The organism is Roseivirga seohaensis (genome assembly GCF_001592945.1).
GTDB lineage: Bacteria > Bacteroidota > Bacteroidia > Cytophagales > Cyclobacteriaceae > Roseivirga > Roseivirga seohaensis.
Window position 1 is genome coordinate 137,731 of the sequence record NZ_LRPB01000023.1, and the last position, 26,011, is coordinate 163,741.

Sequence of the window (26,011 nt, forward strand, 5' to 3'; positions counted from 1 at the left end):
TTAAGATTTAGACTCCATTTCCTCTGCCCATTTAAACCTGTCTGTTGGTGGAAATTTCCATGGAGCAAAATTGGTTTCCACATTTTGGAACATACTATTCCATGAAGCTGGCGACCCTGACTCTTCCATGGCCACGTACCTTCTCATTTGTAAAATAATGGCCAGCGGGTCAATATTTACCGGGCAAGCTTCCACACAGGCATTACAGCTGGTACAAGCATTAATTTCTTCTTTAGTAATGTAATCACCCAAAAGCGACTTTCCATCTTCTAACCCTTTACCTCCTTTGGCCAAACTAGCGCCTACTTCTTCGGCTCTATCACGTGTGTCCATCATAATTTTTCGAGGGGAAAGTTTTTTGCCTGTCATATTTGCTGGGCAATTATCGGTACAGCGTCCACACTCGGTGCAAGAATAGGCATTCATGATATTCACCCAACTCAAATCATTTACATCCTTTGCACCAAACCTTGCAATTTCTGCTGGAGGTTCATTGGCATTCTCTGTAGGCATTCCCAACATCATTTTCACTTCGTTGGTTACCTCGGCCATGTTCTCCATTTTACCTTTAGGGTTTAGGTTTGAATACCATGTATTTGGAAAGGCCAAAGCGATGTGTAAATGTTTAGAGTAAGTAACGTAAACGGCAAAGCCTAAAATTCCGAGAATATGGAACCACCAAGCAAAGCGCTCTATAAAGATCAGTGTTGAAAGTTGCATTCCTTCAAAAAGAGGCACTAGAAAACTGCTAAAGAAGAATGTTCCCGTTTGGGCATAATGCTCATCTTGTCCTTGAATAAGCATATCTGTTGCATTCATGGTAAGAATGGCAAACATCAAAATAATTTCAATAACTAAAATAAGATTGGCATCTAATGTCGGCCATTTCTTCATTTCATTTCCCTGAAAGCGCTTTACTTTCAATATGTTTCTTCTAATTAAGAAAACCACACATGAAAAAAGGACACCTACGGCTAAGAATTCAAAAACGTTGATGAGAACGGTATAGAAATCGCCCAAAACTGGAGCAAATATTCTGTGAGTTCCTGCAATTCCGTCAATTACGAATTCAAGTACTTCAAGATTGATTACCAAGAAGCCCACATAAATCAACATGTGTAAAAAAGCAGGCACAATGCGCTTAAACATTTTCTTCTGACCAAAGGCTACCAATAGCATTGTCTTCCATCTTTCGGGGCTCGCTGTTCTTCCAGAAGCTTTTCCTAGAAAAATATTTTTTCTGATTCGACTAATGCGTTGGTACAGAAAATATGCTGCTACAGCCACTAGAATCAAGAAAACGATTTGAGAAATATACTGCATAGATTAGGGCTTCAAGGGTTAATAAGATTTCAGACCTGAAATTATTAAAAATGTTTTGTACGGGTGAACTTTTTGTATACTTTTGTGCCTCCAATTGAGGGTGCTGTAGCTCAGTTGGTAGAGCATCGGACTGAAAATCCGTGAGTCGGTGGTTCGAATCCACTCAGCACCACGTTGAAAAAGCCTTCTAGAAATGGAAGGCTTTATTTTTTGCTCTTCAGTTAATAACAATCTCACTCCACTGGGCATAAACAAATATACATAATGAAATTAAAATAGTATGCATGCATACTATTTTTTAAGCTTCATCAATTCTTTTTCGGTTAAAAAGCGCCATTTACCACGCGGTAAGTCCTTTTTGGTTAATTCACCGTATACTACTCGGTCTAGTTTTTCAACCTTATAGCCCAGGTGTTCAAAAATTCTACGAACAATTCTATTCTTACCCATGTGAATTTCGATTCCTAAAACAGTTCCATCGGGGCTTGTCACTGCCAAGTCATCTACTGGTGCTTGGCCATCTTCCAGCGTTACTCCTGCTTTAATTTTGTCGAAATCTTCTTCTTCAATAGGCTTGTCTAAAGTAACCTGATAGATTTTCTTCACTTTGTGTGAAGGGTGTGTCAGTTTTTTAGCCAAATCTCCATCGTTAGTAAAAATCAGCAAGCCTGTGGTGGCCCTGTCTAATCTTCCTACAGGAAAAACTTGTTCCTCACAAGCATTTTTAATCAAGTCCATTACGGTTTTTCTACCCTCCGGATCGCTTGTAGTACTGATAAAATCTTTGGGCTTGTTAAGAACCAAGTAAACCAGTTTCTCTCTTTTCAACACATTGCCTTCATACGAAACCTTATCGGTAGGCTTTACTTTGTAACCCATTTCGGTTACTACTTCTCCGTTCACTTTAATTTCGCCCGCCTCAATAAGCTTATCCGCTTCGCGTCTAGAACAAACGCCTGAGTTAGAAATATAGCGATTGAGCCTTATTTCACTTGCACTTGCTCGTCCTTTTTGCACGAGCTCGCGATCGTAAGTAGGTGGAGTTTTTGGAGTGTTTTTAACCTTATTGAAAAAAGGCTTATTTGATTTGAATTTCTTTGCCATAATGATGCAGTATCTCTACTGGAATATACGCAAAGGTACGAAAAGCTTATCTAGGAATCTCCTTCTGTAGGTTGACCTATTTCGTTTTCTTCAGTGGAGAAGTCTTTTGGGGTAGGTAAATCCTTAAGACTATTTATGCCGAAGTAGTCCATAAATTTTTCTGAAGTTCCATAAAGCAACGGTCGCCCTACGTTTTCAGACTTTCCCTTAATTTCCACTAGTTCTTTTTCCAATAGCTTCTGAACGGCATAATCGCAGTTTACACCACGAATTTGTTCCATTTCTGATTTGGTAACTGGTTGTTTGTATGCAATAATAGAAAGGGTTTCTAAGGCCGAAGTTGAAAGTCTTTTCTTCGATTGCTGTTTGAGCAAAATGCCAATACTGGCTTGGTAGGCAGGCTTGGTAAGAAAGTGATAACCCCCTCCACTTTTAAATACAGTAAAGGGGTATTGATCACCTAAATACTTTTCTTCAATTTTATCAATAGCATCAATTATATCTTGCTCTGGCACGTCTGCCTCAAACATTTCGCTCAGGCAAGATTTAAGTTCTGCTATTTTAATTGGTTTTTCAGAGCAAAAAATAAGGGCTTCTATATGATTTCCAAGGAAATCCACTAGCTCTTTTGTGCCAATTTAGCCTCAATAGAATGCATGGTATGTGGTACCGCTTTTAACCTTTCTTTTGAAATAAGTTTTCCGGTGTCTACACAAATGCCATAAGTACCATTCTTAATTCTAATCAATGCATTCTCTAAGTTATTGATGAATTTCTGTTGTCTGGCGGCAAGCTGATTAAGGTTTTCTTTTTCCAATGTATCAGCCCCATCTTCCAAAACCTTGGTAGAATTGTTGGTTATATCAGTTCCTGCATCCCCACCTTTTGAAATGCTTCTTTTTAATTCGTTGAATTCACTTTTAGCCTTTTCCAACTTGTCGTTGATGAGCGCCTCAAATTCTTTTAATTCACTATCAGAATATCTCGTTTTTTCTGCTTGGCTCATAATTAGCTTTGTTTAAATGTACTGCTATAAAAATTGCACTAAAATAGCCCTACTACAAGAGAACGCAAAGGCTTTCATATAATTTTTAAGAAGGCTGAATATCGCGTTTGTGCTTCCTGAAACTGATGACTTCAAACAAATAATATGGTTGTAAAAACAGTAAAATATAAGTTTTTTTGATCGTGATTGCTTCATAAAAAAAAGACCCAATGGGTCTTTTTTCTTAGGTTGTCTAGTTGTTTCAGTATTGAATGTTCAGGGATTGCATCCTTTTCGTAATTGAAAAGTTATCAATTTGCACCCTGTACTTCATTCTGAGGTACCGATTAATCACTTCGATCTTTCTACCCTTTTTCAGGTTAAAATCGATTGCATTATTAATTAAACAATTCATTTAGTTGGGTATTAGATGGTTCTGAAAATAGTCTCACCTAATATAAGAATTTATGATCTAAATTTCTTCACACTGAGATAAAATTAAGTTCACAAACTGACAACCTGCAATAAATTGTATTTGAAACGAATAAATTGTCGGATAAAGTTAGAAGCGAGTGCCGATAGCAACTGTCTCTTTCTTTATCGTAACCTCCCCTGAAGGAGTTATAATTTCGAACAGAATTAAATAGTAACCTAAACGTGCTTTTTCACCTGAGTTTGTGATGCCGTCCCAACGGAAAAAGCCTGTGGTTCCTACCAGTGAATTCTGCGAAACATTCTTAATGAGGTTCCCATTTGAATCGTAAATCGAAACTGTAATAACATTGCCCGAATTGTCGAACTCATAGTTAATGGTGGTGAAATTTGCACTACCTGCTACATCTGGCGCAAAGGTTTTAGGTTCTATACTAAATGTAGCCACGGTTGACGGCTGACTTTGCGCTTGCGAATTTTGATAACCAGGAGTAGCGTAGCCCGATTGGCTTGACGCTGACTGCCAATTATTAGCATCATTTGAAAGACCAGAAAAACGAATGCGCTCAAGCGAAACACCGTCAACAGAACTTAATAATGAGGAATGATAATCTTCATTGTATTCCACTTCATCGATTACAATAGCTTTACTATTCACAAACCGCACCACACCCGCATCGGAAGGCATACTCGGCAAGGAACTCAATTCTAAGATCGTAGAGAGCTCCGTGCTTGCATATTGATTTTTCAGAATATCACCATCGGTAGTAATAGTTTTATAGCTCGATGGTCCAATAATAATATCTTCCGTAGAAATGACTCTATCGTTTGTCTTTCCCTCTATTCGCCAGTTTTTAAGGTTAATGTATTTGTTCGACTGGTTATAGATTTCAACAAACTTCACACCGCCCGTTTTAGGGTTGAAAAGGATTTCGTTTATCACAATGTCCAGTGCTGCTGCTTCCACAGCTATCACAACGGTTGCCTGACGAGCATTTGCCAAAATCAGATTGCCACTACAGTCGGTGATGTTTTCCACCGTAATTTGATAAGCAGTATTGGGTACAAGAGCACTGCTCAAATTCAAGGAGGCAGATTTGGCGTCAGACCCCAAACTTATGCTCGACACAGAAATTCCTCCAGATATGGAAATGTTATTAGAGAGAAACGAAGAGACGGCTAGTTTTTCATTAAACATCAGCTGAATCTGGCTATCATTTAGCGCCACTGCTTTTATCAACTCTGGCCCTACTAGATCGGGATTAATTCCATTGACAGAATTTTGTGCTCCTGGGGTTCCTCCAACAACAGCCTCAGAGGCCTTCCAATTGGATTGCTCTACACAGGCATAACTAAGGTCAATCAACTCAAGGCTATAGCCTCCATTGGCTTTAGATGAAGATCGATACCAAGCCGAGGAGTAGTCTACACTATGGATCACTTGATTACCTAGTTTGAGAGAAACTTTGTCGCCACTGGCATTTAAGCTGGGCCAGCTACTAACACCCAAAACATTACCATATGGATCCAATTTAGCCTTATCTGAATTGGCCGTGAGAATTAAATATTCAGATGGGTTTAGATTGAAATTACCCAAAGTAGTTGAGCTTGCTCCATCGGAAAGCGTTAAGCCCTCTAAAGAAATTATTTTAGAGGAGGCGTTGAAGACTTCTAGGTATTCCACCACGGGTAAACCCTGAGACGGAGAGGGATTTGCCATAATTTCAGTGAAAATAAGTTCTTGATATGCTGGAACAGCTCCTAATGAGAAATTCTTGGTTACGGTTGAAATCACATTTCCTTCGCAATCGCTTAGGTCAGAAAGTGTAATTGAATACACCACTCCTCTTTGAAAAGCACTAGATAAATTCACCAAAATTACTTGGCCTAAACCATCAAGAATTTCAACGCTAGAGACTTGAAGTCCTCCAGATAAGTTAAAGGTCGAAGTGAGTATGGAAGCCGTATTCATGGCTTCATTAAAAGTAATTTTAAGCTGTGTTTCTGACTCTGCATAAAGTGAAACCACCAAAGGAGCCGTTGTGTCTAGCGTAGTATCAAATACTGAATTCCGAACCCCTGGAGTTCCACCATTTTCACTGCTCGAGGCTATCCAATTGCTATTATCAAAACACGAAGCGAGCGGATTGATGAGCTCTATACTATAACCACCATCATCTTTAGCGTCAGACTGGTAGAAGCTTCGGTCGTAAGCCACTTCAAAAATGATATTACCGTTATAATCTTTGAGGCTTACCTGATCTTCAATGGTTAAAGTTGGGAAGGAATTTACCGCCAACACTTCACCATAAACCGCTAAAGCTGTTGCCGCTGTATTTCCTGAAAGGATCAAATAGGTTTCGGGAAGCATATTCTTATTTGTCAGTTTATAACTTCCATCATTATCACTAAAATAGAGTCCGTCCAAATCAATAATTCGACCCGAATTATTATAAATTTCAACATACTCTACATCTGGCAACCCTCTACTTGGGGTAGGTGTGGCCATAATTTCTGTAATTAAAAGTTCATGAAAGGCCGGACGATCTCCTTGTACAAAAGTGAAGTTGTTTGTGGTTAATTCATTACCCGAACAATCCGTGATAGCATTAGTAATAAGCGAAAGCTCATAGCCTTTGGTGAACTCCTTGTTCAATTTCAATTGTACACTTCTACCAAAAGCATCAAGTATACTTACAGAAGCCACCGAAACCCCATTTTGCAGAGTGAAATTTGAAGGAATTAAAGTACTTATGTCCATGGCTTTATCAAAAGTCAGTTTGAGTTCAGTGGCAGAAATCACTTCTAATTTTGTCATGGATGGCGCTGTAACATCTGCTGTAAGGCTAAATACAGAATTCTGTCCTGCTGGTGTACCTCCATTTGGCGAAACAGAGGCCGCAAAATTGGTATATTCAAAACATGGCTTTTCTGGATTGATTAACTCCACAGAAAAACCTCCACTGGCTTTTGTGGCATCATTATAAAATGTCTGATCGTAAGCAATTGAGTCAATCACCACCTTATTTCTGTCCAATAAATAAACCGATTCGCCTGTATTTGAAAGTGAAGGGAAATTTCTGAGACCGATGGCCTTTCCATAATTCAAGTATTGTGCAACCGCCCCTTGAGTGGTTACCGCCAGATATTCACCTGGAGCTAGAACTTGAGCCGTAAATACTACCGTATCCCGCTTGTCTGTGAGTAAAAAATCTCGCAGCTCAATGTTTGACTTTCCACGGTTGTAAAGCTCTATAAATTCAGCGTTAGGTAGGCTCGAACTCGGTTTTGTGTCGAAGTAAATTTCATTGATGACCAAATCTCGAAACACTGGAGTAACGGGGGCGGAAAAAGTGAAGTCGAAAGTAGCAGCATTCATCGCCTTGCCCTGTTTATCTTGCACCCTATCCACGGTAAGTTGATAGGTCAAGGCATTCGTCAATGGTGTGTCATACTTCAATATTACCTTTGAAGAAGAACCCGCCACCAAAATAGCAGATGTAGGGTTTCCAACTCCGTTATTCAATGAATAATGGTTGATAGTTCTCGCAGTGGCTGTATTCAATGGTTCATTAAACACTACCTCAATTTCATCTAAGTAGGTTGAATTTACTTCTAAAATCACAGGGGGAGTAAGGTCATAGCTCAGTTTGTTTTTTGAGCTATTTATCGTGAATCCGAACAAATCCTTAATATTCTGTACTATAAGTTCATAATTAATTCCCTCTACAAAGTTGGAATTGAAAAGTAGCGTCACCACCTTAAAGTCATCTGAACTAAGCACCGCAGAAATGGGGTTTCCAATCCCCGAATTCAGTACATAATTTTGAGTGGTTTCAGCAGTAACTTCATCCAATTCCTGATCGAAAGTAAGCACCAAACTATTCTGACTGAGGATTTGAATATCAACAATATGTGTGCTGTATGTAAAGTCATAGCTGATTACTTCTGATCGGTTGCCGTCCAAATCCAACAAGTCTTGAACAACCAACCGGTATTTCAAGCCTTCTTTCAGAGAAATTGTCAGGTTTAAAGTGACCAAAGAAGCGTCAGTTGCATTCTGAACCGCTGACTTCAATCCAACCCCATTATCGAACCCATAATTTTCAATGTCTTCAGCAGAAGCTTTGTTCAGCGCTTTGGTAAACTGCACCTGAATGGTGGTGTCATTCAAAACCGTGAATGTCCCAAAGTTTGGCTTTAAACTGGAAAAAATAGCCGTTAAATCAACAGGAAGTCCATTCTCGAACACATCGGAAATATTAGAAATGCGAAGAGTGTTTTGAGAATTATTACCTAAAGCAGCGAAAGTAAGCTCTACAATGTTGGTGTTTTTTTCTGTACGAACTGCGGCTATTGGAACCCCAATTCCGTTATCAACTGAATAATTATTGACATTTTCAGCAACCTCTTTCACCACCTCTTCTGAAAATTCAACCAAAATTTTAGTAGGGCTGACAAGAGTAATTCCTACCAAGCGAGGTGCTAGTCGGTCGTAAGTGAAGTCTTCGTTTCGTTGTGTTGAAATCACATTGCCAGATAAATCTTGAATTCCAGTGATCGATAAGCGATTCTTAACTTCCTGCTCGAAAGCCTGGGCGAATGTTAATATTACAGAGCGTTTGTCCGCTTGGCGCGTTACCAAACTTGGATTTCCAATACCATTATTCGCGGTGTAATTATTTACCGACTCCGCGGAAGTTTCATCCAATATTTCATCGAAATAAACCCTAAGATTACGCTCATCAATTACCACTACAGAGTCCATGTCTGGATCATCGGTGTCATAAATGAAGGTCGTATTAAACAGTTGTAAATAGCTATTATTGCTGGCTTGAACCCCTTCAAAACTGATGTACTGATTTTTATTTTCATCAAAATTGGTACTGAAGACCAAATGCACCAATCTTGGATTCACGTTGTCTAACGAAGCTGCAACAGGGTTACCAATATCTCCATCTACCCAATAATTGGTCAATTGTTCTGCGGTGGATTCATCAGCATCAACGTCAAAATACACATCAAGCAATTGAGCAGACAATACTACAACTGTGTCAATTTGATTCACAAAATCGAGGTTGACAGAGGATAGACTAACCGTGTTTCCCAGCGTGTCTGCTAAGTTTTGAAATGTAAATTGATAGGCATTACCAACAGAAAGTGCAGCGCCTAAATTTAGCCTCACTCGTTTACTATTATCGGCATCAACAATCGCCTTTGTTGGGTTTCCTATTCCCAAATTAATTGAAAAGTTGGCTTCGGTTTCTGCCAAAGTTTGATTCAAATTTTCATCAAAAATAACGTCAATAGTGGTGCTATCTTTAAACACAAATCTTTGAAATACTGGTGCCAAATTATCAAATAGAAATTCTAAAGTGTTTGTGCCTATGGTATTACCAGCACAGTCCGTGGCTCCCGTTAATGATACGGTATAAATCGTTCCTGAAACCATTGGTGCGCTTAAAGCCAAAACCACAGATTTATGCGTAGTCTGATTTACAGTTTTTGAGGCAATTGCTCCACCATTATTCAAGGAGTACGATGCTCCATTAAGCGAAGCATCATCCATAATTTCATCAAAAAATAAAGTCAATTGACTTGGCGAATCAATCCTAACTTCAATCAACCTGGGCTCCTTTACATCTGGGCTAATGTCATAAACTGAGTTTTGCCCTGAAGGAGTAGCGCCCTGAGCATTCGTTGAGGCTTGCCAATTGTTAATGTCGCTACAAACAAGCTCTGGGTTTATTTGCTCAATGGACCAACCGCCATCAGCTTTGACTGCATCTTTATACCAATCGGTATTGAAAGTAAGGCTGTCGACCAAATTGCCTAGATTATCCTTCAGTAATAGTTGTTCGCCTCCATTTGAAAGTCCGTTCCATGAGCTGACACCTACTACATTTCCAAAGGGTTGAAAATCGACTACGTTGGAAGTGGAAGTCAAGATTACATAAGACTGAGGTTGTAAGATATAACTTGAAAGCGTTCCTCCTGTTAAATCAAAATTGGCCAAATCAATGGCTTTGCTGCCAGCATTATACAGTTCTATAAATTCATCGGATGTGCCAGAGGGCAGTGTTTGGGGGTCAGGCTGAGCCGAACCAGTAGGATCGGCAAAAATTTCGTTGATCACCAAAGATCGATAAGCCGTTTGTGTGGCATTAATCACAGAAGACTGCAAGGTAGAAGCCAAAGCGTTTCCGCTTTCATTGGCAACATTATTAATGGTCAGTTGATAGGTATTATTCGCTAACTCTTCTCCAAAAGTGAGTACCACTTTGCTTGGTTCAGCTACATTTCGAGCAGCAGAGGAAGGTGCACCATAGCCAAAATTGAGACTATAATTGCTGACTAAATTGGCAGATGTGGCTTCAACATTCTGATTGAAAACTACTTCTACTTGAGTATTTGAAAGGGTTGAAATACTAGAAACCGTCAACGGTAAGTAAGAAAAGTTAGTACTAAGGTTCGAAGCAGTTGCCAATGTCGATTCATCTATAACGCCATCAACCGTTAGCGCATAGTTGCTTTCTGTAAGGTCGGCATCAAGCGTCAACACCACTTTATTGAGTTCTGTTGCACTTCTTACGGCCAAAGTTGGGCTGCCAATTCCATTATCAATGCCATAATTGGAGGCGTTTTCAGCCGTGGTTTGATCAAGGTTCAAGTTGAAACTTAGTTCAACGGAGTTTTTAGAAAGTACCTGAACTGCCGTAATAGAAAGCGGCTCAACATAACTAAAGGTAGAAGCTAAATTAACTGCTGGTGTGCTACTTGCCGCATCTTCAACATTGTTCACCGTCAGTTGGTAATTGGCGTTTGGCATTACCGAAGTGGTAAGTGTCACCTGATTGGTAGTGGTTCGCGAGGCAGAAACTACGCTTATTCCATTATCCAAACTATAATTCGTTTTGTCTTCAGCCGTGACTTGTGTTACTTCTTGGTTAAAATTTACCACTACGGAAGTTGAACTAATAGCATTTGTTGAACTAATGGCCAATGGCAAAATTTGTTCTACAATGCTTACATCATCCATCACAAACTCTGCAGCAGAACCTGAGCCATCACCTCTTTCCACTTTTAACTTTACTATTACATTAGCTTGGCCAGATGCCTGACTGGGCAGCTCGTACTCATATTTGGTATAGCTAGTAGTGTTATTATTCGGGAAGGTGGTAGCATCGCCAATGGACACGTTATCTAGGAAATTATTTCCTCCATCAATTGAAGTTGAAATACTAACCAAAACGGGCCTAGTTGAGGTGCCTCCCCCATTTTGCTTGGAATAGGCATAAAAAGATAAAAGTGGATTATTAACCCCTGTGAAGTCTAACGCAATTAAAACCTCGCCAGAAAAAGTAGAGGTAGGGATTATATTCAGCGAATTTGTACCGGTTCTTCCGTTTGCCCCTTGAAATATTCTTGAGCTGTTCTGAACTTCGTTGCCCGTCCAGTTTGGTATAAAAACAACTGCATTACCTGTAGTAAAAGCCTGTTCAAAACTTTCACTAGAAGGAAAGGTGTTAATCTGACTTAACGCTATATTTGCGGTAAGCAGAACAAGAGCTGCTATGGCAATTGAGATACTTAACCTCATCTGAGACTCACAAGTGTTAGATTCTAGCCTGTTAAAGTACGAAAAATATGGTTCTATTTTCCATAATCATTTGATTATGAGTGTAAAATAATGAAATAAAAAATGAGAATAGCAGTAGTTGGCGCCACCGGACTTGTAGGTGGAGAAATTTTAGAAGTTTTAGCCGAAAGAAATTTCAAGTTTGATGAGTTACTTCTTGTGGCTTCTGAAAGGTCTGTAGGAAAAAAAATGACCTTTAAAGAAAAGGAATATGAAGTAATTGGCTTGGCCAAAGCGGTTGAATTAAAACCTGACTACGCTATTTTTTCAGCTGGAGGAAGTACTTCATTAGAATGGGCTCCAAAGTTTGCTGCTGCTGGTTCCACAGTTATCGATAATTCTTCTGCATGGCGAATGAGCCCTGATCACAAACTAATTGTACCAGAAATTAACGCTACTAGCCTTACTGCGGAAGATAAAATTATTGCTAACCCCAACTGCTCTACCATTCAAATGGTGGTGGCTTTAGGGCCTTTGCACAAAAAGTACAAGATTAAAAGAATTGTGGTTTCTACTTACCAATCGGTAACGGGTTCAGGAAAAGCGGCTGTTGATCAAATGATGAACGAGCGCAATGGAATCCAAGGAGACATGGCTTATCCGCATAAAATAGACATGAATGCCTTGCCACATATAGATGTGTTTTTGGACAACGGCTACACCAAAGAAGAAATGAAAATGGTGAATGAAACCAAGAAAATCTTTGGTGACGACTCTATTCGCATAACTTCTACTACGGTAAGAATCCCAACGGTGGGTGGTCATTCGGAAGCAGTGAATGTTGAGTTCGAAAATGATTTCGACCTAGAAGAGTTAAGAGGTATTTTAGAAAATGCTGATGGCGTAATTTTACAGGATGACCCTAAAAGCAATCTTTACCCAATGCCACTGACAGCACATAAAAAAGATGCTGTTTTTGTAGGGCGCTTAAGAAGAGACGAAAGCCAACCCAACACATTGAATATGTGGATTGTAGCGGATAACTTAAGAAAAGGAGCGGCTACCAATGCAGTTCAAATTGCTGAATACTTATCTAAAAATAGCTAATTTTTGATTGAAGCACTGCTAACACCTGAGGTTCAAAAGTTTATTCGGGATCATGAAAACGATGATCCCGCTACTTTGATGCTTCGGGCAAAACAGTATGCTGATATTCCTTTGAAAGAGGTGGTTGAACAGATTCAATCTAGAAAAAAAGCGAAAACTAAATTACCCACTTGGCACCGGGCAACCAATCTAATTTATCCTCCACCACTTAGCTTAGAGCAGTCATCTTCTGCCCTTACTGCTGAATACAAAGCCTCATTGTTCTCGGGTGGAAAATTCGTAGACCTGACTGGCGGAATGGGCATCGATTTTTCCTTCCTTTCAAAGTCTTTCAAAAATGGTTTTTATGTAGAAAGGCAAACCAACTTGGTGAAAATAGCGCGGCATAACATGAAATGCTTGGGCTTAACATCTGCTGAGTTTCACCCTACCGAGGCCGAGGATTTCCTAAACAAAACTTCCGAAAAATTCGATCTTATTTTTCTGGATCCGGCCCGAAGGGGAAACCACGACCAAAAGGTTTTTAGAATTGAAGACTGTGAGCCCAATGTGCTCTCATTGCTTCCGTTAATGAAAGCCAAAGGCAGGTCAATACTAATGAAGACTTCACCGCTATTAGATATTAAAGGCGCTATAAAAGATTTAGGAGGAGCTACCGAAGTACACGTTGTGGCGATAAACAATGAGGTGAAAGAACTCCTTTTTATTATTGATGATAAAGCCAGCGAAAATCCAATCATTAAGGCCATTGACTTGGCAAATACCGAAGTAGGATTTGAGTTCAATTATGAAGAAGAGCAGAGCGTTCACTTGGCTCATGGAAGTATTGATAGTTACTTATACGAGCCCAATGTGTCCATTTTGAAAGCTGGGGCTTTTAAAAGTATTGCTGCTAGGCTCGGTTTAACAAAGCTACATGTGAATTCGCATTTGTACACTTCTAAAACACTGGTTGCCAATTTTCCAGGTAGAAGCTTTAAGGCGATTGCTGAAATTAGCCTCAGCAAAAAAGAATTGCGCAAAGCCATACCCAATATGAAAACGAATATCACCGTTCGGAACTACCCCATGACGGTGGAGCAAATGAGAAAGAAAACTGGGCTGAAAGACGGTGGAGATTTCTACATTTTTGCCACTACAGACCAAAGCGGTAAAAAACTGGTGTTGTGTGAGAAAGCACAATAAAACAACTTTCCTTAAAATTTGAACCTTTTGGAAAGTTAGTAGCTATAAAACAGGAGGTAAATTAAGCCAAGAACCACCAGCGGAATTCCATAGTATTTTAGCACAAGCAATCGGTTTTGTTTGCTCATCCACCAAAGCATACGCCAAGGAGAATACAGGCCAATCATCACAGCTAATGCGGCAGTACCAATCAGAAACTTAAGGGTTACTTCCATACCAAAAGAAAACTAATTTCATTAAAAAAGCCATTCCGATTTCTCAGAATGGCTTTTCAATTTATGTTTTAGAGCACTTAAAGTGTTCTTTTTACTTCTTGAATCTCGAAACCTTCGATTACGTCTCCAACCTTAATGTCGTTAAATCCTTTAATGCTTAAACCACATTCATAACCAAATTTAACTTCAGACACATCATCTTTGAAACGTTTCAACTGACCGATGTTACCGGTGTAGGTTACAATACCATCTCGAATCACTCGGATTTGATTGTTTCTCTTCACGAAACCATCTAACACGAAACAACCTGCAACAGTACCCACTTTAGAGATTTTGAAAACTTCTCTTACTTCGATGTTACCTGTAATTACTTCTTTCTCGGTTGGCTCTAGTAAACCTTCCATTGCATCTTTGATTTCGTTAATCGCATCGTAGATGATAGAGTAAAGTCTGATTTCGATTTCTTCGTTTTCAGCAATTCTTCTAGCACCGCTAGATGGCCTTACTTGGAAACCTATGATTACCGCATCAGAAGCAGAGGCAAGCAATACATCCGATTCGGAAATTTGACCTACCCCTTTATGGATAATATTTACTTGAACTTCTTCAGTAGAAAGTTTCAATAATGAATCACCTAAGGCTTCTATAGAACCATCCACGTCACCCTTAATGATTACGTTAAGTTCTTTAAAGTTACCTACGGCTAATCGTCTACCGATCTCGTCTAGAGTAATATGTTTCTTAGTTCTTACACTTTGCTCACGTAGAATCTGCTCACGTTTGTTTGCGATTTCTCTCGCTTCACGCTCAGAGTTCATCACATTAAAGCGGTCACCTGCTTGTGGAGCTCCATCTAGACCTAGCATTTGCACAGGAGTAGACGGCCCAACTTCTTTTAGCTTGTTTCCTCTGTAATCGAACATGGCTTTTACCTTACCGTAATGTGGCCCAGCCAAAAGTACATCTCCAATTTTAAGGGTACCTCCTTGAACCATAAGAGTAGTTAAGTAACCTCTACCTTTATCGAGAGAAGCTTCTACTACTGTACCTACTGCGTTCTTTTCTGGGTTTGCTTTTAACTCAAGCAATTCCGCTTCGAGCAACACTTTTTCCAATAGCTCTTCCACACCTTGACCGGTTTTGGCAGAAACTTCTTGGCACTGATATTTACCACCCCAATCTTCAACCAAGATATTCATTTGAGAAAGTTCTTCTCTAATCTTGTCTGGGTTAGCATTTGGCTTATCAACTTTGTTTATCGCAATTACTATTGGCACTTCAGCCACTTGAGCATGGTTAATTGCCTCTTTTGTTTGCGGCATCACGTTATCGTCAGCCGCAACCACAATAATTACTACGTCAGTAATTTTAGCACCACGGGCTCTCATGGCCGTAAAGGCTTCGTGACCAGGAGTATCAAGGAAAGCGATTTTCTTACCTTCCTTAGTGGTTACGTCATACGCACCAATGTGCTGGGTAATTCCCCCGGCTTCACCTTCGGTTACTTTAGAGTCTCGAATGTAATCTAGTAATGAAGTTTTACCGTGATCTACGTGCCCCATGATGGTTACAATTGGAGCTCTATCTAGTAGATCTTCTGCTTCATCAGTTTCTTCTACAATTTCAACGTCTTCATCAGCGGTAGTAAAGCTTACATCAAAACCGAATTCATCGGCAATAATGGTTATTGCTTCGGCATCCAAGCGTTGGTTAATTGAAACGAACATTCCCAAACTCATACAGGTTGAGATTACTTCGTTTACAGTAACATTCATTAAAGAAGCCAAATCACTCGCAGAAATAAACTCTGTTACTTTAAGTACTCTTGACTCTTCGTGCTCTTGAAGCATTCTTTCTTCGGCAGCTTCAGCGGCAGCACTTCTCTTTTCCTTACGGTATTTAGATCGGCCTTTTCCGCCACCTTTTCCGCCACTTAAGCGGGCAAGAGTTTCCTTGATTTGATCTTGTATTTGCTTATCTGTAAGTTCTTCTTTCGGAACTCTCTTTCTAGAATCTGCACCTCCACCTCTTTGTGGTGGTCTTCTATCTCCTCCTCCAGCTGCAGCACCACCTCTATTAGGGTGTTCAGGTTTAGATTGAATTCTTTTTCTAGGACGTTTCTTCTTATCGGCCGCAGACTGATTATTGCCCTTGTTTTGATCTTGCTTAGGTTTCTCCTTCTTAGTAGGTAATTCTATTTTGCCAAGAACCTTTAATCCACTAAGCGAATCAGCTTTTGCTTTAATCGTTTCGCTTTCAACTGGAGTTGGTGCAACGGGTGCCGCTGGCTTAGGCTCTTCTGGTTTTTTCTCTTCTACCTTGGCTTTAGCTTCTGGTTTTTTCTTAGGTTCAAGGTCGATTTTCCCCAATACTTTAAAGGTATGAGGTTTGTTCTCTTTCACCTCTTTCTTAGGTTCTTCTACTTTTTTCTCAACCTTAGGCGTTTCCTTTACAGGCGCTGCTTCTTCCTTAGCAGGACTAACCTCTTCCTTAACAGGATCAGGTTTTGGTTGTTCTTTTTCAACTTTCGGAGTTTCCTTAACCTCTTTTGGTGCCTCAGCTGCAGGCGCTGGTTTTGGTTCTTCCTTCTTTAAAACCTTTTCGCTGCTTACGTTCTTTATAAGCACCTCTTTTTCTTCAGGTTCTGGCTCTTCAATCTTTTTAGGAGCAACTGAAGGAGTAGGCTCAGGTTTTGAAACCGGCTTTTCTTCGGTATGCTTATTACCGATAGTTAGATGAGAAGCCTCCTCTTTTTCAGAAGCTGATGCAGCAAATTCTTTGGCAAGCATACTGTACTGCTCGCCAGTGATTTTCGCGTTTGGACTGCTGTCAACATCAAATCCTTTAGAGGAAAGGAAGTCTACTATGGTACTACGACCAACGTTTAGTTTCCTCGCCACTTGGCTAAATCTCATCGTTCTTTCTTCTGCCATACTCAAATATCCCTTTTTTTAAGCGTTTAAAAAATCTCAGTCCTTATCAAATTCTTGCGAAAGGATACCAAAAACGTGCTTTACTGTTTCTTCCTCTAACTCTGTTCTTCTCACAATATCATCTTGAGAAAGAGCAAGCACACTCTTTGCGGTATCTAGACCGATTTTCTTTAACTCATCAATAATCCAACTGTCGATTTCATCAGAAAACTCATCCAAATCAACATCTTCTTCTTCTAGTTCAGATAGTTCTCTGAACACATCTATTTCTAACCCAACTAGCTTAGACGCTAGCTTTATATTCTGTCCGCCTTTACCAATGGCCAATGAAACTTGGTCTGGTTTAAGGAAAACTGAAACTCTACCATCTTCTTCCCGAATTTTCATGCTAGTAATTTTAGCAGGACTCAATGCTCGGGCGATATACAACTCGATGTTGTCGGTAAAGTTGATTACATCTATATTTTCATTCTGAAGCTCACGTACGATAGAATGGATTCTAGACCCTTTCATACCAACGCAAGCGCCTACTGGATCAATACGATCATCGTAAGACTCAACAGCTACCTTGGCTCTTTCGCCTGGCTCGCGAACTACCTTCTTAATGGTAATTAGACCATCGTAAACTTCTGGCACTTCGTTCTCGAAAAGTCTTTCCAAGAATTCGCCTGAAGTTCTTGAAAGAATAATTTTAGGGTTGCCATTAACCATGTCTACACGATCGATAATCGCACGTACAGAATCTCCTTTACGGAAACGATCTTTTGGTATTTGTTCTGCCTTTGGGAGCGAAATTTCATTCCCTTCGGCATCTATAAGCAACACTTCTCTACCCAAAATCTGATATACCTCAGCGGTAATCATTTCGCCTACTAAGTCTTTATATTTCTGATAAAGAATATCCTTCTCTAAATCCTTAATCCTTTGAATCAATGTCTGACGAGCAGTCATTACGGCTCTACGTCCAAAGTCTAGTAATTTAATTTCCTCAGAAACCTCCTCACCTACTTCAAAATCAGGTTCAATCTTACGTGCTTCCGAAAGGCTTATCTTGTCATAGTCCCAAATATCTTCAGAGTTATCGTCAACAATTTCTCTAAAGCGCCAAATTTCCAAGTCACCTTTATCGGCATTAATGATAATATCAAAGTTATCATCAACCTCGTACTTTTTCCTGATCATGGTTCTGAAAACATCTTCCAGAATTCTGATCATGGTTGGTCTGTCGACATTTTTATTTTTCGCAAACTCTGCTAATGATTCGATTAATATTGAACTGTCCATTCTGATTACTTAAATGACACTAATACATTCGCTTTTTCGATAGTATCGAAATTGATTTCCACCAATTCAGAACCTATTTTCTTTTTCTCTTTTACTTCTTTTTCAAACTTAATGGTATTCTCGCAAACCTCTATGAGTTTTCCTTTTACAATTGAGCTATCCGTCAAAACTAACTTTAGCTCTCTGCCCACATTTTTCTGATACTGTCTTTTCAACTTCAACGGATGATCAAGACCAGGCGATGAAACTTCTAAAATATATGGATCATCCATGATGGCCTCAGCCTCCATTTCGTTACTGATGGCTCGGCTTAAATCTGCACAATCGTCAATGTTGAAACCGCTGTCGCTATCTAAAAGCACCAAAATTTTGGTCTTTCCGCTAACGCCTTTCACAATCACATCTACGATAAAGTAGGATTCATCCTTCAGGCTACTTAAAGCCACCTTCTCTACAAAATCCTTTAAATCCATAAACTATAATCAGAAAACAAAGAGGGGACTTTTGGTCCCCTCGTGGTAAATTCCCTTAAGTGATGCAAAATTAATGTTTTTTTTATTCAAATCAAATAAATGTCTGAGAGATAGATTTTAACCTAGGAGTCTATTATTTTGGCTAAAACTCAAACCAAAAATGATGGTACGCCACAGATTAATTTTCTTTTTGTTGATTGCCCTATTTTGTTCAGCCTTGGCCTGTTCCGAATCAAAAAATTCAGAAAATGAAAAACGCAATTCGAAAACACTTATTTCCGCGCCTGCCTTTAATGTAGACTCTATCTATTCATTTATTCAGAAACAAGTTGATTTTGGATCGAGAGTACCCAATTCCGAAGCTCACAAAGCAGCTAGTGAATGGTTTGAAGAGAAATTTAGATCGTATGGCGCCAAAGTATATCTACAAGAATTTGAAGAATATACGTACAGTGGAGTAAAAGTCAAACTCAAGAATATTGTGGCGAGCTTTAATCCAGAGAAGAAAAAACGCTTGTTATTAGCCGCACATTGGGACACTCGCCCTTTTGCGGATAATGATCCTGAGAATAAAAGGGCTCCGCTGGATGGCGCGAATGATGGAGCAAGTGGGGTTGGGGTTTTACTGGAAGTGGCCAGAGTTATTGGCTCAGTTCAAAATCCAGATGTGGGTATCGATATCATTTTGTTTGATGGTGAAGACTGGGGTGATGCTGGTGAGGACTTCGGTAGAATGAAAGGAGACAAAGACTCATGGTGGTGTTTGGGTTCTCAATATTGGAGTAAGAAAACACATATTCCTAACTATACTGCCTATTATGGAGTTTTGCTCGACATGGTGGGCGCGAAAGATGCCTCCTTCTATTATGATGGAGTGTCGCAAGAAAATGCAGGCCGAATACTCACTCAGGTTTGGGATATCGCCAATGAATTAGGCCATCAAAAATACTTTAAACAAGAAAGTGTTTTACAAAACGGACTTATAGATGACCATGTTTACGTCAATAAATATGCACGAATTCCGATGATTGATATTATGGACTACAGAAAGGCTCAGAACAGCTTTTTCCCTGGCCACCATACCACACAAGATAATATGGAAGGAATAAGCAAAGCCACCTTACAAGCCGTAGGTGAAACTTTGCTTACTGTAATCTTTAACGAGTAACTATTTCAACAAACTCAATAAATACTGCCCATACCCCGATTTAACCAAAGGTTTGGCTATGGCTTCCAATTGTTCTTTAGAAATAAATTTCATTCTGTAGGCAATTTCTTCTATGCAGCTGATCTTAAAACCTTGCCTTTCTTCAATCACCTGAACAAACTGACCTGCCTGCATTAATGACTCGAAAGTACCTGTATCAAGCCAAGCAGTTCCTCTATCGAGGATACTTACTTTAAGCTCACCTTTGGCTAAATATTCTTTGTTTACATCCGTAATTTCCAGCTCTCCTCTAGGGCTTGGTTTCAAATTCTTAGCAATTTCTACTACACGGTTGTCGTAGAAATAAAGACCAGGCACTGCGTAATTCGATTTAGGCTCAGTAGGTTTTTCTTCAATGCTCAGGGCATTTTTTTCTTCATCAAACTCCACCACACCGTATCTTTCTGGGTCAGAAACGCGGTAAGCATAAACCACTCCACCTTCTACTTCAGTATTTGATTGAAGTAATTTTGGCAAGCCAGAGCCGTAAAAAATATTGTCGCCCAATACTAAGGCCACTTTATCATCTCCAATAAATTCTTCTCCAATAATAAAAGCCTGCGCCAAGCCTTCTGGGTTTTCTTGCACGGCATACTGAAAGTTGCAACCTAACTGACTTCCGTCTCCTAGCAATTTCTTGAAGAGTGCGTTATCATGAGGTGTAGTAATGATCAGAATATCTTTGATGCCTGCCATCATCAAAATAGACAACGGGTAGTAAATCATAGGCTTGTCGTACACAGGCATAAGCTGCTTACTCACCGCCAATGTTAAAGGATGCAACCTTGTTCCTGAGCCTCCTGCGAGTATAATTCCTTTCATAATTAGTCTTTGTACTGGTTACTATAATATGACTGATACTGCCCTGAGGTTACATGACCCAACCATTCCTCGTTGGCCAGGTACCAATCTACGGTTTTCTCCATTCCTTCTTCAAATTGTAAGGAAGGTTCCCAACCCAATTCTTCTTTAATCTTACTGGCATCAATCGCATAGCGCATGTCATGGCCAGCCCTATCGGTTACGTAGGTAATTAACTTTTCAGAAGTACCTTCAGCCCTTCCCAATTTCTTGTCCATCACTTTACAAAGCAGCTTCACAATGTCAATGTTCTTCCATTCGTTGAAGCCCCCAATATTATAGGTTTCGCCTTCTTTTCCTTTATGGAAAATCATATCGATGGCCTTGGCATGATCTTCTACAAAAAGCCAATCTCTAATATTTTCGCCTTTACCATAAATAGGCAAGGCTTTACTGTTCTTTATATTGTTGATGCACAAAGGCAACAGCTTTTCCGGAAACTGAAAAGGACCATAATTATTGGAACAATTCGAAACCACAATAGGCATTTTGTAAGTATTGGCATAAGCCCTCACAAAATGGTCTGAACTCGCTTTTGATGCTGAATAAGGTGATTGTGGATCGTAAGGAGTAGTCTCCAAGAAATAACCCGTTTCGCCTAATGAACCATATACCTCATCGGTAGAAACATGATAGAAAAGTTTGTTTTCGAAGTTTCCGGTCCAGGTGTTTTTGGCTGCATTCAAAAGATTTACTGTGCCTATTACATTCGTTTTCACAAAGGCCAATGGGTCGGTAATTGAACGGTCCACATGAGATTCTGCTGCCAAGTGGATCACTGCATCAAACTGATGTTCTTTGAAAATATCCTCCAAGAAATCAGCATCATTAATATCTCCTTTTATAAAGGTGTAATTAGCCTCTTCTTCGATATCCTTCAGGTTTTCGAGGTTACCAGCATAGGTAAGGGCATCTAAATTATAAATGGAATAATTGGGGTACTTCTTTACAAAAAGCCTTACCAAATGGCTCCCAATAAAGCCTGCTCCGCCTGTTATTAAAATCTTATTCATGTTTTCCGTATTGAACATGTTCAAAGATAACAGATTGCACTTATTCGACAGCCTTCCTATTCAACAAGGTTTTCAACTTGACAAATTATTGAACATCAACCATTGACAATCAATTTACCTAACGATCGTTTGTTCGGTTAATGAAATTGCGTAATTTTCAGAAAATAATAACAACCATGGATTTTGAGCTAAACGAAAACCAAACCATGATCGCCAGTATGATCAAGGATTTTGGAGAGAAAGAAATAACTCCTTTTAGAAATAAATGGGACGATGACCAAACCTTCCCTGTAGATGTAATGAAGAAATTGGGCGAACTCGGCCTTATGGGCGTAATTGTTCCTCAAGAATACGGTGGTTCTGGTTTTGGTTATGACGAATACATAACAGCCATTATGGAACTGACCAAACTAGACCCTGGGGTTGGCCTTTCAATGGCCGCGCACAACTCTCTGTGCACGGGGCATATTCTTCAGTTTGGTAATGAAGAGCAAAAGAAAAAATGGTTGCCAAAATTGGCTACTGCCGAATGGATCGGGTCTTGGGGTTTAACTGAACCCAACACTGGTTCTGACGCTGGAAATATGAAAACCACAGCCAAAAAAGACGGCAACGAATGGGTAATTAACGGTACTAAAAACTGGATTACACATGGTAAAAGCAGTGATATTACCGTAGTTATTGTTCGTACTGGCGAAGTGGGCGATTCTCATGGAATGACCGCTTTTGTGGTAGAAAGAGGCACGCCTGGTTTTAAAGGTGGAAAGAAAGAAGACAAGTTGGGCATGCGCAGCTCAGAAACTGCCGAAATGATTTTTGAAGACTGCCGAGTTCCTGAAGAAAACGTTTTGGGCGAAGTAGGTCAAGGCTTTATACAATCCATGAAGGTTTTGGATGGAGGTAGAATCTCGATTGCTGCACTAAGTTTAGGTATTGCGGAAGGCGCCTTTGAGGCTGCATTGAAATACTCTCAAGAAAGAGAGCAGTTCAACCAACCGATTTTCAACTTTCAAGGCATTTCCTTCAAGTTATCGGATATGGCCACAAAGTTAGAGGCCGCTAAACTTCTCACTTTTAGGGCTGCAGAATTGAAAAACAATGGCAAAAGTGTTACCAAAGAATCGGCCATGGCTAAATACTATGCCTCTGAATGTGCGGTAGAATTCTCTAACGAAGCGGTGCAAATCTTTGGCGGATATGGTTACACCAAAGATTATCCGGTAGAAAAATACTATCGTGATTCGAAGCTTTGTACGATTGGCGAGGGTACTTCAGAAATTCAAAAACTGGTAATTTCTAGGTCAATTTTGAAGTAAGCAACCCTGAATTTGAAAAAGAATAGAGAAGGGCAGCCGAATAGCTGTCCTTTTTTTGTGGAAATCAATGGTTTAGAAAAATAAAACCCCTACTTTTGCAGTCCAAATTGAAGGGAGGTGTTTCAAGGATTATGATTATTATTAACGTAAAAGAAAACGAATCTATCGACAGGGCTCTAAAAAGGTTCAAAAAGAAGTTTGAAAGAACTGGTGTTTTGAAAGAACTAAGAGCAAGACAAGCTTACGAAAAACCTTCAGTTGCTAACAGAGCTCAGAAGATCAAAGCAGCTTACAAAGAAAAAATGTACGCCAACGAAAACTACTAAGGCTTACTTTTTCTAATCATATTTAATCACTATGTTAGTACTGATTGCGAAAGCACAGTGCTAACATGGTTGATTCATTCTTCAAATACATATCGTTCGAGAAAAGATACAGTAAGCATACTGTTATTTCCTATCAATCAGATCTCGCACAATTCACAAATTACATTTCGGAACAATTTAAATGCAGTGACCTAAGTTTGGCCACTCAAATAATGGTGCGTTCTTGGGTGCTATCTTTAATGGATGCTGGCACTTCGCCCCGTACGGTTAACCGAAAAATTGCTAGCCTTAGGTCGTATTACAAATTCTTAATCAAGCGAGGCGAAATTGAAAAAGACCCAACTGCCAAAGTTCGCTTACTTAAAACCCAAAAAGACTTACCCAGCTTTGCCGATGAAAAAGAATTGGTCAACCTTTTAGACCGATTCGAATTTACTCATGACTTTGAAGGACTGAGACAAAAGCTAATCATCGAATTACTTTACGGAACAGGCATAAGATTATCGGAATTAATTGGGCTCAAAGATTCGGATATTAACCATCATCAAAACACCCTTAAAGTATTGGGTAAGAGAAACAAAGAGCGTGTAATACCCATAGCTGCACCACTCCTCTCACTCATTGCTCAGTATAAAGCTGAGAAAAATCATGTGTTCGGAGGCAATCCAAATGCATTTTTACTCGTAAACAACAAAGGAGACAAGGCATACCCGATGATGGTTTACAGAATAGTAAATAATTTTCTGGACATGGTTTCTTCTACCGAGAAGAAAAGTCCCCATGCTTTGCGACATACATTTGCCACGCACCTTCTAAATAAAGGCGCAGACCTTAATGCTGTGAAAGATCTTTTAGGGCACAGCAGCTTGGCGGCAACGCAAGTATATACACACAATTCGCTTGAAAAGCTGAAATCGGTTTTTGATCAGGCGCACCCTAAAGCTTAAGTTTTAACCCTTAAACATTACGATTATGAAAGTACAGATTCAATCAGTTCACTTCGATGCAGATCAGAAGTTGATCGACTTCATTCAGAAAAAATTAGATAAACTAGATACCTTTTACGACCGAACTATTGATGCAGAAGTCATTTTAAGAGTGAATAATGAGGGGATTGAAAACAAAACGGTTGAGATTAAATTGAACGTTCCGGGCGACCAGCTTTTTGCTGAAAAAACCAACGGTTCGTTCGAGGCCGCAACCGATCATTGTACTGAAGCCCTACGTAGACAAATCAAAAAGCACAAAGAAAAATCTTTGGCGCACTAACGATAAATAAGAATTCATTAAATCAAATGAGCTGCTTTTGTAAAAAGGCAGCTCATTTTTTATTATCGTTTCGAGAATAAAATAAGTAAATATGCTTATATTGATCCTAATTTTTCTATATAAATAATAAAAGATCAATAACATTTATCTGAAATTAACTGGTCAACTATGTCTTCAAAGCTCAAAACCTGCATCTGTCTCCTATTATCCATTTTCATTTTCGCCAGTTGTAGTTCTTCTGGTAGTGATGCTTCTAATCAAGATATAATCGTCAAAGAATTCCCTAAAACAGCAATACTTTCTGGCAAGCCTGCAAAGGAAATTATACTCACCACTACTTGGGCAAACCTTGTTGTGGTTGACACATTTTTAGTGATTCAAAAAAGAGAAGCGCCCTTCATAAAAATATACAGTACAAACAGCCATAAACTACTTGGAGAAATTGGCACTCAGGGTTCGGCCCCAAATGAATTTGAAATGCCAGATATGTTAAAGCAAACCTCTTACGATAAACAGAATAATTCACCCGTAATAAGGCTATACGACATAGGTACTAATCGAATTTCCGAAGTAAATATTCTAAAAGTAATTAAAGGCAGCGATAATGCCATTACACAAGAACGAGCACCTGATTTAAACAGTGTCACCGTGACTTTACATCATATTGATGACTCTCTCTTTTTAGCCAACCCTGAAACTGGTGGGAGATTTGTTATTCTTAACTCCAGCACAAAGGACACAACATATATTCCTTTCATCCCAGTATTGGATGTAGAAATGAAGGACTATACAAAATTCATGATCTTTCAATCTTCGGTTGTTGTCAATAAAAAGAGAAACAGATTCGTTGCAGCCCCCACCTACCTAGATGAATTGAACTTCTTTGATTTGAAAGGAAATTATATCCGCTCCACAATTATCAGCCCTAGGAAGCAGCTGTTGCCCCCTCCTGGAATTCAAATATTGCCAGAGGGAATAAAACGTTATTTCTCTTCACTGGTAGAAGTTGACCATAAAATCTATGCTTCGAAAAGATGGCCAGACGAAGGCAAAATTCAAGTATTCGATTGGGACGGAAACCCTTTAGAACATTATACTTTAGAAGTTAATAGTAGAATTGGCTCTTTTGCTTATGACAAAATACACAAACAGTTTTATGTGTGTTTTCCAGATGAGGAGCCTTATAATATTTATACTTACCCGTTAAATTAAGAGCTCCTATTTCAGCTTATGAAACTTAAATACTCAATACCCTTAATACTTATCCCAATTTCTGCTGGTTACCTTCTTAATTTGTACAGCTTCACGGAAGGCCTATTTATTCTTATTGCAGGACTTGTGGGTGGAGGATTTGCTGAGTTATTGGTTAAAAAAATGACCAAAAGAAAAGCACAGTAGG

20 protein-coding genes and 1 tRNA gene are annotated in these 26,011 nt (G+C 39.4%); 10 read left to right on the forward strand and 11 right to left on the reverse strand.

Translation table 11 applies throughout. The features are described 5' to 3' along the window. The gene (locus AWW67_RS07075) at positions 1 to 1,323 is read right to left on the reverse strand and encodes a 4Fe-4S dicluster domain-containing protein (protein WP_062300853.1); all 1,323 of its coding nucleotides are present in this window, start codon (positions 1,321 to 1,323) and stop codon (positions 1 to 3) included. Positions 1,324 to 1,422: 99 nt separating this feature from the next. Between AWW67_RS07075 and AWW67_RS07080 the strand changes: the two genes are divergently transcribed. After that, positions 1,423 to 1,495: transfer RNA gene (locus AWW67_RS07080), tRNA-Phe, on the forward strand. Between the two features lie 119 nt (positions 1,496 to 1,614). On the opposite strand, the gene AWW67_RS07085 is transcribed toward AWW67_RS07080, so the two are convergent. The 4 genes from AWW67_RS07085 to AWW67_RS07100 form a co-directional block, all read right to left on the reverse strand. Further along, positions 1,615 to 2,427, reverse strand: coding sequence for a pseudouridine synthase (locus AWW67_RS07085; RefSeq protein ID WP_053222260.1), 813 nt, complete (start codon positions 2,425 to 2,427; stop codon positions 1,615 to 1,617). Between the two features lie 50 nt (positions 2,428 to 2,477). Further along, a complete protein-coding gene (scpB, locus tag AWW67_RS07090; RefSeq protein WP_062300854.1) occupies positions 2,478 to 3,047 on the reverse strand; it encodes an SMC-Scp complex subunit ScpB in 570 nt (189 codons plus the stop codon). Then, on the reverse strand, positions 3,047 to 3,433 hold the full coding sequence (locus AWW67_RS07095) for a TraR/DksA family transcriptional regulator (RefSeq protein WP_053222262.1): 387 nt from the start codon (positions 3,431 to 3,433) through the stop codon (positions 3,047 to 3,049). The genes scpB and AWW67_RS07095 overlap by 1 nt, the downstream gene beginning before the upstream one ends. 541 nt (positions 3,434 to 3,974) lie before the next feature. After that, on the reverse strand, positions 3,975 to 11,444 hold the full coding sequence (locus AWW67_RS07100; RefSeq protein WP_062300855.1) for a lamin tail domain-containing protein: 7,470 nt from the start codon (positions 11,442 to 11,444) through the stop codon (positions 3,975 to 3,977). Positions 11,445 to 11,546: 102 nt separating this feature from the next. Here AWW67_RS07100 and AWW67_RS07105 point away from each other — a divergent pair, with 102 nt between their 5' ends. Both AWW67_RS07105 and AWW67_RS07110 read left to right on the forward strand, forming a co-directional pair. Further along, on the forward strand, positions 11,547 to 12,530 hold the full coding sequence (locus AWW67_RS07105; RefSeq protein ID WP_062300856.1) for an aspartate-semialdehyde dehydrogenase: 984 nt from the start codon (positions 11,547 to 11,549) through the stop codon (positions 12,528 to 12,530). Positions 12,531 to 12,533: 3 nt separating this feature from the next. Beyond that, positions 12,534 to 13,715: a THUMP-like domain-containing protein gene (locus tag AWW67_RS07110; protein ID WP_062300857.1), complete on the forward strand. Its 1,182-nt coding sequence runs from the start codon at positions 12,534 to 12,536 to the stop codon at positions 13,713 to 13,715. A 35-nt stretch (positions 13,716 to 13,750) separates the two neighbouring features. On the opposite strand, the gene AWW67_RS07115 is transcribed toward AWW67_RS07110, so the two are convergent. From AWW67_RS07115 to rimP, 4 genes are all read right to left on the reverse strand, one after another. Continuing rightward, on the reverse strand, positions 13,751 to 13,930 hold the full coding sequence (locus tag AWW67_RS07115) for a hypothetical protein (RefSeq protein ID WP_053222266.1): 180 nt from the start codon (positions 13,928 to 13,930) through the stop codon (positions 13,751 to 13,753). A gap of 77 nt (positions 13,931 to 14,007) precedes the next feature. After that, the gene (gene infB, locus AWW67_RS07120; protein ID WP_062300858.1) at positions 14,008 to 16,863 is read right to left on the reverse strand and encodes a translation initiation factor IF-2; all 2,856 of its coding nucleotides are present in this window, start codon (positions 16,861 to 16,863) and stop codon (positions 14,008 to 14,010) included. A gap of 36 nt (positions 16,864 to 16,899) precedes the next feature. Continuing rightward, positions 16,900 to 18,147 carry a transcription termination factor NusA gene (nusA, locus tag AWW67_RS07125; protein WP_053222268.1) on the reverse strand — a complete coding sequence of 416 codons (1,248 nt, stop codon included), beginning with the start codon at positions 18,145 to 18,147 and terminating at the stop codon, positions 16,900 to 16,902. A 5-nt stretch (positions 18,148 to 18,152) separates the two neighbouring features. Then, positions 18,153 to 18,620 (reverse strand): ribosome maturation factor RimP, encoded by a 468-nt coding sequence (gene rimP, locus AWW67_RS07130; RefSeq protein ID WP_062300859.1) that lies wholly within the window; start codon positions 18,618 to 18,620, stop codon positions 18,153 to 18,155. A 160-nt stretch (positions 18,621 to 18,780) separates the two neighbouring features. On the opposite strand from rimP, the gene AWW67_RS07135 reads away from it, so the two are divergent. Next, positions 18,781 to 19,788, forward strand: coding sequence for a M28 family peptidase (locus AWW67_RS07135; protein ID WP_071387069.1), 1,008 nt, complete (start codon positions 18,781 to 18,783; stop codon positions 19,786 to 19,788). On the opposite strand, the gene rfbA is transcribed toward AWW67_RS07135, so the two are convergent. Continuing rightward, complete coding sequence (gene rfbA, locus AWW67_RS07140; RefSeq protein WP_062300860.1) at positions 19,789 to 20,649, reverse strand: glucose-1-phosphate thymidylyltransferase RfbA; 861 nt, start codon at positions 20,647 to 20,649, stop codon at positions 19,789 to 19,791. 2 nt (positions 20,650 to 20,651) lie between these two features. Beyond that, positions 20,652 to 21,701 (reverse strand): dTDP-glucose 4,6-dehydratase, encoded by a 1,050-nt coding sequence (gene rfbB / locus AWW67_RS07145; RefSeq protein WP_062301520.1) that lies wholly within the window; start codon positions 21,699 to 21,701, stop codon positions 20,652 to 20,654. Positions 21,702 to 21,877: 176 nt separating this feature from the next. Between rfbB and AWW67_RS07150 the strand changes: the two genes are divergently transcribed. The 6 genes from AWW67_RS07150 to AWW67_RS18995 all read left to right on the forward strand — a co-directional run bounded on the left by AWW67_RS07150 (position 21,878) and on the right by AWW67_RS18995 (position 26,010). Further along, a complete protein-coding gene (locus AWW67_RS07150) occupies positions 21,878 to 23,017 on the forward strand; it encodes an acyl-CoA dehydrogenase (RefSeq protein ID WP_062301521.1) in 1,140 nt (379 codons plus the stop codon). A gap of 131 nt (positions 23,018 to 23,148) precedes the next feature. Continuing rightward, entirely contained in the window at positions 23,149 to 23,343 is a 195-nt protein-coding gene (gene rpsU / locus AWW67_RS07155; protein WP_053222271.1) for a 30S ribosomal protein S21, read from the forward strand. A gap of 65 nt (positions 23,344 to 23,408) precedes the next feature. Further along, on the forward strand, positions 23,409 to 24,290 hold the full coding sequence (locus tag AWW67_RS07160) for a phage lytic cycle repressor MrpR family protein (RefSeq protein ID WP_062301523.1): 882 nt from the start codon (positions 23,409 to 23,411) through the stop codon (positions 24,288 to 24,290). A 25-nt stretch (positions 24,291 to 24,315) separates the two neighbouring features. Then, a complete protein-coding gene (hpf, locus tag AWW67_RS07165) occupies positions 24,316 to 24,612 on the forward strand; it encodes a ribosome hibernation-promoting factor, HPF/YfiA family (protein WP_053222273.1) in 297 nt (98 codons plus the stop codon). 168 nt (positions 24,613 to 24,780) lie between these two features. After that, positions 24,781 to 25,824, forward strand: a complete 1,044-nt coding sequence (locus tag AWW67_RS07170) for a TolB-like 6-bladed beta-propeller domain-containing protein (RefSeq protein WP_062300861.1) — start codon at positions 24,781 to 24,783, stop codon at positions 25,822 to 25,824. Between the two features lie 18 nt (positions 25,825 to 25,842). Further along, entirely contained in the window at positions 25,843 to 26,010 is a 168-nt protein-coding gene (locus tag AWW67_RS18995; protein ID WP_176700011.1) for a hypothetical protein, read from the forward strand. Position 26,011: the final 1 nt, after the last annotated feature.

Bases quoted from the DNA above. Each gene is read 5' to 3' on its own strand.
- AWW67_RS07160 (WP_062301523.1), top strand. From the start codon at position 23,409: ATGGTTGATTCATTCTTCAAATACATATCGTTCGAGAAAAGATACAGT.
- AWW67_RS07075 (WP_062300853.1), bottom strand. From the start codon at position 1,323: ATGCAGTATATTTCTCAAATCGTTTTCTTGATTCTAGTGGCTGTAGCA.
- rimP (WP_062300859.1), bottom strand. From the start codon at position 18,620: ATGGATTTAAAGGATTTTGTAGAGAAGGTGGCTTTAAGTAGCCTGAAG.
- AWW67_RS07105 (WP_062300856.1), top strand. From the start codon at position 11,547: ATGAGAATAGCAGTAGTTGGCGCCACCGGACTTGTAGGTGGAGAAATT.
- AWW67_RS07115 (WP_053222266.1), bottom strand. From the start codon at position 13,930: ATGGAAGTAACCCTTAAGTTTCTGATTGGTACTGCCGCATTAGCTGTG.
- hpf (WP_053222273.1), top strand. From the start codon at position 24,316: ATGAAAGTACAGATTCAATCAGTTCACTTCGATGCAGATCAGAAGTTG.
- AWW67_RS07085 (WP_053222260.1), bottom strand. From the start codon at position 2,427: ATGGCAAAGAAATTCAAATCAAATAAGCCTTTTTTCAATAAGGTTAAA.
- nusA (WP_053222268.1), bottom strand. From the start codon at position 18,147: ATGGACAGTTCAATATTAATCGAATCATTAGCAGAGTTTGCGAAAAAT.
- rfbB (WP_062301520.1), bottom strand. From the start codon at position 21,701: ATGAATAAGATTTTAATAACAGGCGGAGCAGGCTTTATTGGGAGCCAT.
- AWW67_RS07135 (WP_071387069.1), top strand. From the start codon at position 18,781: ATGATGGTACGCCACAGATTAATTTTCTTTTTGTTGATTGCCCTATTT.
- AWW67_RS18995 (WP_176700011.1), top strand. From the start codon at position 25,843: ATGAAACTTAAATACTCAATACCCTTAATACTTATCCCAATTTCTGCT.
- rpsU (WP_053222271.1), top strand. From the start codon at position 23,149: ATGATTATTATTAACGTAAAAGAAAACGAATCTATCGACAGGGCTCTA.
- AWW67_RS07150 (WP_062301521.1), top strand. From the start codon at position 21,878: ATGGATTTTGAGCTAAACGAAAACCAAACCATGATCGCCAGTATGATC.
- AWW67_RS07170 (WP_062300861.1), top strand. From the start codon at position 24,781: ATGTCTTCAAAGCTCAAAACCTGCATCTGTCTCCTATTATCCATTTTC.
- AWW67_RS07095 (WP_053222262.1), bottom strand. From the start codon at position 3,433: ATGAGCCAAGCAGAAAAAACGAGATATTCTGATAGTGAATTAAAAGAA.
- rfbA (WP_062300860.1), bottom strand. From the start codon at position 20,649: ATGAAAGGAATTATACTCGCAGGAGGCTCAGGAACAAGGTTGCATCCT.
- infB (WP_062300858.1), bottom strand. From the start codon at position 16,863: ATGGCAGAAGAAAGAACGATGAGATTTAGCCAAGTGGCGAGGAAACTA.
- AWW67_RS07100 (WP_062300855.1), bottom strand. From the start codon at position 11,444: ATGAGGTTAAGTATCTCAATTGCCATAGCAGCTCTTGTTCTGCTTACC.